Genomic DNA, 7,924 nt, shown 5'->3' with positions numbered 1-7,924 from the left:
TGGAGAGATCACTAGTGAGAATGATGACATGAGTAGCGATAAAGGGTGTGAGAGACACCCTCGCCGAAAGTCCAAGGGTTCCTGCTTAAAGCTAATCTGAGCAGGGTAAGCCGACCCCTAAGGCGAGGCCGAAAGGCGTAGTCGATGGGAACCAGGTTAATATTCCTGGGCCAGATGGAAGTGACGGATCTCAAAGGTTGTTCGTTCTTATCGGATTGAACGGGCCGCTCAGAGGTTCCTGGAAATAGCTCCATCGCTAGATCGTACCCGAAACCGACACAGGTGGACTGGTAGAGAATACCAAGGCGCTTGAGAGAACTATGTTGAAGGAACTCGGCAAAATACCTCCGTAAGTTCGCGAGAAGGAGGCCCGGTTTCTAGGCAACTAGAGGCTGGGGGCACAAACCAGGGGGTGGCGACTGTTTACTAAAAACACAGGGCTCTGCGAAGTCGCAAGACGACGTATAGGGTCTGACGCCTGCCCGGTGCCTGAAGGTTAAAAGGAGGGGTGAGAGCTCTGAATTGAAGCCCAGGTAAACGGCGGCCGTAACTATAACGGTCCTAAGGTAGCGAAATTCCTTGTCGGGTAAGTTCCGACCTGCACGAATGGCGTAACGACTTCCCCGCTGTCTCCAACATAGACTCAGCGAAATTGAATTGCCTGTCAAGATGCAGGCTTCCCGCGGTTAGACGGAAAGACCCCGTGCACCTTTACTATAGCTTCGCACTGGCATCAGGATTGTGATGTGCAGGATAGGTGGTAGGCTTTGAAGCAGGGACGCTAGTCCCTGTGGAGCCTCCCTTGAGATACCACCCTTCGCACTCTTGATGTCTAACCGCGGCCCGTTATCCGGGTCCGGGACCCTGCGTGGTGGGTAGTTTGACTGGGGCGGTCGCCTCCTAAAGCGTAACGGAGGCGCGCGAAGGTTGGCTCAGAGCGGTCGGAAATCGCTCGTTGAGTGCAATGGCAGAAGCCAGCCTGACTGCGAGACTGACAAGTCGAGCAGAGTCGAAAGACGGCCATAGTGATCCGGTGGTCCCAAGTGGGAGGGCCATCGCTCAACGGATAAAAGGTACGCCGGGGATAACAGGCTGATACTGCCCAAGAGTCCATATCGACGGCAGTGTTTGGCACCTCGATGTCGGCTCATCTCATCCTGGGGCTGGAGCAGGTCCCAAGGGTACGGCTGTTCGCCGTTTAAAGAGGTACGTGAGCTGGGTTTAGAACGTCGTGAGACAGTTCGGTCCCTATCTGCCGTGGGTGTAGGATACTTGAGAGGAGTTGCCCCTAGTACGAGAGGACCGGGGTGAACGAACCACTGGTGGACCTGTTGTGGCGCCAGCCGCAGTGCAGGGTAGCTATGTTCGGACAGGATAACCGCTGAAGGCATCTAAGCGGGAAGCCCCCCTCAAAACAAGGTATCCCTGAGGGCCGTGGTAGACCACCACGTCGATAGGCCGGAGATGTAAGCGCAGCAATGCGTTCAGTTGACCGGTACTAATGGCCCGATAGGCTTGATTTGATCCAGTAATAGCAAGACTGTTACAGAACAAATCAAAAGCATACACAAAACACAGAGTACTGACTTGGAAACCAATCCCCAACCGGAGCAAGACGGTTGGAGATACCCGTCCTCAACTAGCCGATAGGCGATAGGACAAAAAATGTCCTCAAGTAGCCCTCCGGGCGGTAGGACACACATAACGAGGCTTTTTCCCGGTTTGGTGGCCATAGCACAAGCGAAACACCCGGTCCCATCCCGAACCCGGCCGTTAAGCGCTGTCGCGCCAATGGTACTGCGTCTCAAGACGTGGGAGAGTAGGTCGCTGCCAAACCTGGTAAAAGCCTCGTAAAACTCATGTATCTCTCAAAAACGATCAAACCCTATTCCCATAAAATAGGCGTCAAAAAACAGCGCATAAACATGCGCCTAAAATAGTCCGAAAACCAATACCAATCAGGACTATACACCGTCGCGGGATGGAGCAGCCCGGTAGCTCGTCAGGCTCATAACCTGAAGGTCGTAGGTTCAAATCCTACTCCCGCAACCACCGTTTCCGACCCAGCCCGTGCAAAAAGCGCGGGCTTTGTCGTTTCCACATCCCCCAAAGACAAAATCCCCGCCAATTCTCCCGCAAGTTCAATGCGATGCCCGTTCAGCGCGTCAGAGGCAGGCACCATCCGGATCTCCGATATCAAGCCGCGCAGAGCTTCCGTCGCCTCCATCTTGAGACCGGGGTCTTGCAATGCCGATGACAGATTGCGAATCTTGCTCCGGTAAAGGTCCGACAGACTCGGGTGCAGCCGCAGGGCAGGGGGCTCGGGGCTTTGCTCCAGAGAGCGTTGCAACGTGGCTTTCTCCGCCTCCAGCTCGGCCATCCGGTCCTTCATGCTCGGCTGATACAGCCCGTCCTCGATGGCTGCCAGAATGCCCCTGATCTTCTTGTCGATCTGGCCGAGGTCGCGGCGGGCCTTTTCCCTGGCGGCATCCGCGCCGGCGGCTTCCGCATTGAAGGCGCGCCGGTAGTCCTCGACGAAGGTTGCAATCAACTCAGGCCGCAGCAGGCTGTCGCGCAGGCCGGTGAGCACGCGGTCCTCGACCACTTCGCGCAGGATTGTGGCGCGGTTGGTGCAAATCGCCTCGCCCTTGTTGCGGGCCCCGGCGCAGCCGTAGCGGGTTTTATTGATGAGTGTGTAGCTGGCCCCACAACAGCCGCAGACCAGAAGACCAGAAAACAGGTAGCTCGGGCGACGGGCATTCTCGGGCCGGGTATTCCCGCCCTTGACGCCGGCCGGGTTCATATCCTCGCGGATGGCGGCCTGCCGCGCCTTGACCCGCTGCCACAGCGCATCGTCGACGATCTGCAAATGGGGGACCGCCTCATTGACCAGCCCCTCTACGTCGTTCAGCCGTGATTGCCGCCTTTGTGTCTCGGGGTTCTTAGCATAGTTGAGCCGGTCCCAGATCAGCCGCCCGATATAAAGCTCGTTGTTCAGGATCCCGGTGCCCCGCTTCCAGTTCCCTGAAATCGTCGATGGCCCCCAGGTGCCAGAGCCCCTATTGCTTCTGGGACTGGAAATGCCCTCCTCGTTCAGCCTGGCCGCAATGGCACGGGCCGAATGACCGGCATCATACTCCCGAAAGATCCGTGCGACGATTGCGGCTTCTTCGGGGATGATATCGCGCTCGCCTGTCACCGGCGTGCCGTCTGCTTTAAAGGCGCGTGTTACGCTATAGCCGTAGCTGATCCCGCCCGCCGATTTGCCCTTGCGGGCGCGCCCTTCCAAACCGCGGTGGGTCTTTTGGGCGAGGTCTTTGATAAACAACGCCGACATCGTGCCCTTCAGGCCGATATGGATCTCGCTGATCTCTCCTTCCGCGACCGTCACAACCGGAATGCCAAGATACTTCATCTGCTTGTAGAAGGCGGCAATGTGTTCCTGATCCCGGCTGATCCGGTCGAGGCCTTCTGAGACGACCACATCAACCTTGCCGTTGCGCGCATCCTCGAGCAGGCGCTGATAGCCGGGCCGCATCAGCGAGACGCCGGAAATGCCTGCATCAGAATAGGCCAGCGCCAGCATCCAACCCCGATCGGTGATCAGCCGCTGGCAAACGCGCTGCTGATCCTCGATCGAGGCATTGGACTGCAGGTCGGTGGAATACCGGGCATAGGTGGCCGCGCGGAGTGTCTTTGGGGGCATCAGTTTAGTCCTCCGCTTTGGCGCGTTGATCTGCGATATCCGCTAGTGCTGCCTGCCGTGCCAACAAGCGCACGAGCTGAACAAGGCAAGCATGCGGGGCACTTTGGGGCATGGCAATAGGGTCGTTCGGAGGGGGCGTGGCGGACGATGATCTGGCACCCGGCGGCAATGCCATTGCTGGCAGCCCCGCCTTTTGCGCATATCTCTTCCGGTCCCGTGCCATTGGCCGAGTGCTCCTGCCCGTCCTGAATCTGGCTCAGGCGGGGTATCTTGATGTTGATCCGGCCGGAAATCTGTCCGGCGGTGTTGAGATCAATATAAAGCATGGCGAGCCTCAGGGATCGGAGGAAAGAGTATCAAATTGCGGGTGGGTGTTGAAATACTGTGGATAACCAATGGGTTGGAAAAACTGTGGTGCAAACTTTGCTTTGAAAACGAGGCAAAGAAATAACCGAGAAAAAGAAAAAACTTAAAAAGACCAAAAATCCGTATTTTCTGTCCTGCCCTGAAACAAAGAAACTGAAAACAACTTCATCCTGTCTTTGCAAGAACGGAAAAACCCTCTCCCTTCCGCAAAAACCGAACAACCAAAAAAACCGAAAAACCAAAACCACCTGAACAACCCCAAGAACAAAAAACGCGGTCCATCTTCTAATTCAGAGCACCGTCTTGTTGCGGATCGAAGAACTTGGCCTGACCGTTATGTCGGCTCGTCCCTCAATCGCTCCAGATCGACAATCCCGCACCTCAGCCGCTCCGCCTCATCGCCGGGTGCAACTTGCCCTGGATAGCCCAGCGAGACATTGCGGATCCGGGTTCGGCCTTGGCGTATCTCGGCCGCATGGTGCGTATGTCCGAAGAGCCAGACATCGGGCTGGAACCGATCAATCATCGCGCGCAGGTCAGAGCCGTAGACCCCATCGAGATCACAGGGCGTCTCGCCGATCAGATCGGGGTGGGGGCAATGATGGGTCACAACGACCGTCTGCCCCTCGAAAGGAGTGGACAGCTGGGTCTCGATCCAGGCCCGATGATCGGCGTGCAGGAACGCCGTATCGCTCGGGCGAATACGCCCATGTCCGGTCGCCGCCATGCGGATGTAGCGATAGTCGTTCATCGCGTCCCGCGCGCGGATCATCGCGAGGTCCGGATCACCCGCCACCGCGAAATCCGTCCAGAGCGTGCAGCATAGAAAGCGGGTGCGTCCGATCACCACCGCGCATTTTTGCACGAAGCGCGCCCCGGCCTCAGTGCAGATCCGGTTCAGCCGGTCGTCACCGTCGAGCACGTGATCATAATAATCATGATTGCCGGGAAAGACATGGATGCGGTCTGGCGTGATATAGCGCGAGATATGAGCCAGCAGTTTTGGCCAGCGGACTTTCGGTTTGTTCGACAGATCGCCCGCGATGATCAGGGCCTCCAGACCGGCCCAAACCTCGGGGTCCAGCGCGGCCAGAGGGTCCCGCCCGGTTGCCAGCCACATATCGAGATGCAGATCCGCAATGATGAGGATTTTGCTCATGGCCGAGCTCCTGCATGGGTATAGCGTGATGCGGTGTCGGTGCTGGCATCATCGCGTGCCGCATATCTTGCGATTGCGGCCTTGAGCTTGTCCCCCTCCTTGATCAGCTCCTGCTGGGCCAAGTTGCATGCTCTGGTAATCTGCGGAAGCGGCGCAGGATCACCGATGTATTGGCACCAGCCCAATTGAGCGGTCGAGAGCCATCCGGTGGCTGTCACGCCGATCACCGGATAAAGCTGGTCTTCGACCAAGATCTCGGGGAATGCGCCGGGCGGGCGGATGCGGATCACGCTGACCGTGAGGCCGGGGCAGGTGATCGGTGGCGGATCATAAGCCAGGCGCGTCAGCGCGTCGAAATAGCTATCGTCATATTTGGCGGTCATTACGAGCATCCTCATTAATTGGAAAGAAGATCAAGGTGGGTAGAGGTGATCAGACTCTGTATCTTGGTATTCCTTCGGGTGATGGGCGGGGATCGTTCTGAGAAGGGTATGAGGGACTTCAGAAAATGCGGGGATCTATTGGAGGAATGGGATCAACGGGACTCTGAGTGCATTATGTCAGCCTGCTCCGGGTCTTGACGGTTGCCCTCGGCCATTGCCGAGGCTGTCACTTCGCGGATATCACGCAGATGTGCCGCGATCTGGTCGCTGTTCAGGCTGCGCTCCTGCCACAAGGCGCGCGCCAAGCCCTCCAGCATGGCGCGGTGCTGCGCCAAGATCACGCCGGCGCGCTTCTCGGCGCGCTCGATGCGTTGGCGCACCCGGCCGCGCAGATGGGCGTTTTGCAGCATCAATGCCTCGGGCGCGTCATGCCAGACCGGGCCTTCGGACCCAAGGCCGTAGACCGTCTCGATCCCCAGAGCGCATTCGGTGGCCTTGGCCAGATCTGAAGTCGCGGGGCCACCCGCGCCCGCCGAAATCGACCCCAAGACCAGACGCTCCGCCGCGCGCCCGGCGAGGCTATAGGCGATCTCGGCCTCGAGATCCGTGAGCAAGCTTTCCGACCGGACGGGGCTGCGCAGGATCTCGCCGCCCGTTGGCGTGATCTTCAGGCTGGTGATCCGACCGAGGCCAAGGGCGGCACCCACAATGGCGTGACCCGCCTCATGCACGGCGACGCGCCAGATCCGGGCGGGGGTGTCGTTGGCCATGTCGATGTCGAGCTGCGCGTAGAGCATCGCAACGCTCAGTCCCGTTCCCGCATGTCGCGCATCCGAGCGTGCGCCGCGGATGGCCGCGTCGATCTCGGCCGGGCTGCAGCCGACGGATGCACGGGCGAGAGCGGTGAGATCCTCATCGGCGATCTCGTCACGCAGATGGCGGCGCAGAAGGGCGAGCAGGCCCGCAGCATCCGGAAGCGGCACCTTGATCTTGAGATCGAAACGACCGGCGCGCAGGACCGCCGGATCGATGCGGTCGATAAAATTGCACGCGCCCACCACGATCACGCCCTCGTGAAGCGCTATGGCGTTCATCTCACCCAAGAACGCATTGATCACTTGGGTGCGATAGTTGGAATTGTGGGGGTCGCGGCTGGCTCGTGATCCGACGGCATCGATCTCGTCGATGAAAAGAAGGCAGGGCGCGCGGCTCCGCGCCTCGGCAAAGGTCTTGCGCATCTCGCGCAGCATATCGCCCAAGTGGCCCGCCGCCTGCCATTCCGCGAAGCTGCCGGTGACGCAAGCAAGGCCCGCGCCGGCGCTCATTGCGCGCGCCAGCCACGTCTTGCCGGTTCCGGGTGGGCCGTAAAACAGGATCGACCGAGAGAGCTCAGACCATGCGACCTGACCGGCTTTCCAAAGCAGAAGATCGGCAACCAGACGCCGCGCCGTCAAAAGGGCAGGGCTGTCGCCGGTCATCTCTTCGAGACGGGGCACATCTTTGCGGTCGGTCAGCGTCATCGCGGCCAGCCGTGCGCTCACGTCTGGCAATGTGGGACCGCGCAGGGCGGTGCAGACATGGGCGGTGCTGAGCTTGGCCAGCCGTGCGTCATCCGGCAGGGCCAGCCGGAAGGCCGCTTCATCCGTCAGCGCGACGCCAAGATCGCCCGCTCGCAGCTGTGCCATCAGTATCTCGCGCGACACGGGCGGCAGTCGCCAGAGCGGCAGACCCGCTTGCCGGATATGCTCTGGCAGCGGCGCGCCCATCGGGCAGAGGATCAGCGCCGATGAATAGAGATCCATCGCCGCCTCTATGAGGACCGCAAACCGCAGCGCCTGCGATGCGCTGACCGCGCCCTCCGTGATGGGCGGTGCAACCACCGCCCACCCTGCATTGGGCACGCAGAATTTGAGCACATCTGTGACAAGTTCCAGATCGCCGATGGCGAAATCCGCGAGGATCGTCACCGCCCGCGCGTCCTGTGCGGCACGCAGAGCGTCCTCAGATCCGAACGCCACCGCCAGCCGCAAGGCGGTCAGCACCTGCCGCGCCGGGACAGGGGCCAAAGGCATGCCGACCGGATGCTCCAGCTCAGGTTGGCCGTCATTGAAGCGCTGGAAGATCTCACCGAGCGCATCATCCGTGTCACCTTCCTGGTTGTCCGATTGGGCATCGGAGACAAGGTGGCCCCGGCCTGCATGATGCAGCCGCAGGCGCTCGATCAAGACGTGAGCAAAGGGCAGCCATGTAGGCTCTTCGCGCGAACTTTTGATATTTGGCTGGGTCATGGCGCAGCTCCCTGTTTTTAAT

At 59.7% G+C, this 7,924-nt stretch carries 4 protein-coding genes, 1 tRNA gene and 2 rRNA genes (1 of these 7 only partly in view); 3 read left to right on the top strand and 4 right to left on the bottom strand.

Translation table 11 applies throughout. From position 1 onward, the window contains the following. The 3 genes from ROSMUCSMR3_RS06920 to ROSMUCSMR3_RS06910 form a co-directional block, all read left to right on the top strand. Positions 1–1,523: ribosomal RNA gene (locus tag ROSMUCSMR3_RS06920) — 23S ribosomal RNA — on the top strand (it extends 1,307 nt beyond the left edge of the window). Between the two features lie 198 nt (positions 1,524–1,721). Continuing rightward, positions 1,722–1,836 (top strand): 5S ribosomal RNA (gene rrf / locus ROSMUCSMR3_RS06915). Between the two features lie 139 nt (positions 1,837–1,975). Next, positions 1,976–2,052: transfer RNA gene (locus ROSMUCSMR3_RS06910), tRNA-Met, on the top strand. Here the strand turns inward: ROSMUCSMR3_RS06910 and ROSMUCSMR3_RS06905 are convergent. The 4 genes from ROSMUCSMR3_RS06905 to ROSMUCSMR3_RS06890 all read right to left on the bottom strand — a co-directional run bounded on the left by ROSMUCSMR3_RS06905 (position 2,009) and on the right by ROSMUCSMR3_RS06890 (position 7,902). Further along, positions 2,009–3,706, bottom strand: coding sequence for a recombinase family protein (locus ROSMUCSMR3_RS06905; RefSeq protein WP_081508568.1), 1,698 nt, complete (start codon positions 3,704–3,706; stop codon positions 2,009–2,011). The two genes, ROSMUCSMR3_RS06910 and ROSMUCSMR3_RS06905, sit on opposite strands and share 44 nt — an antisense overlap. A gap of 700 nt (positions 3,707–4,406) precedes the next feature. Next, a complete protein-coding gene (locus ROSMUCSMR3_RS06900) occupies positions 4,407–5,231 on the bottom strand; it encodes a metallophosphoesterase (RefSeq protein ID WP_081506858.1) in 825 nt (274 codons plus the stop codon). Further along, a complete protein-coding gene (locus tag ROSMUCSMR3_RS06895) occupies positions 5,228–5,614 on the bottom strand; it encodes a hypothetical protein (protein WP_081506857.1) in 387 nt (128 codons plus the stop codon). Before ROSMUCSMR3_RS06895 ends, ROSMUCSMR3_RS06900 begins: the two co-directional genes overlap by 4 nt. 152 nt (positions 5,615–5,766) lie before the next feature. After that, complete coding sequence (locus ROSMUCSMR3_RS06890; protein ID WP_198385590.1) at positions 5,767–7,902, bottom strand: AAA family ATPase; 2,136 nt, start codon at positions 7,900–7,902, stop codon at positions 5,767–5,769. Positions 7,903–7,924 lie beyond the last annotated feature (22 nt).

Origin of the sequence: Roseovarius mucosus, from assembly GCF_002080415.1 — a bacterium.
GTDB lineage: Bacteria > Pseudomonadota > Alphaproteobacteria > Rhodobacterales > Rhodobacteraceae > Roseovarius > Roseovarius mucosus_A.
Note: the sequence above shows the minus strand (reverse complement) of the source record. Positions and strands in the feature narration are given on the sequence as shown.

What these genes read in the sequence shown, in the direction of transcription:
- ROSMUCSMR3_RS06905 (WP_081508568.1), bottom strand. Translation starts at nt 3,706, where the DNA reads ATGCCCCCAAAGACACTCCGCGCGGCCACCTATGCCCGGTATTCCACC.
- ROSMUCSMR3_RS06900 (WP_081506858.1), bottom strand. Translation starts at nt 5,231, where the DNA reads ATGAGCAAAATCCTCATCATTGCGGATCTGCATCTCGATATGTGGCTG.
- ROSMUCSMR3_RS06895 (WP_081506857.1), bottom strand. Translation starts at nt 5,614, where the DNA reads ATGACCGCCAAATATGACGATAGCTATTTCGACGCGCTGACGCGCCTG.
- ROSMUCSMR3_RS06890 (WP_198385590.1), bottom strand. Translation starts at nt 7,902, where the DNA reads ATGACCCAGCCAAATATCAAAAGTTCGCGCGAAGAGCCTACATGGCTG.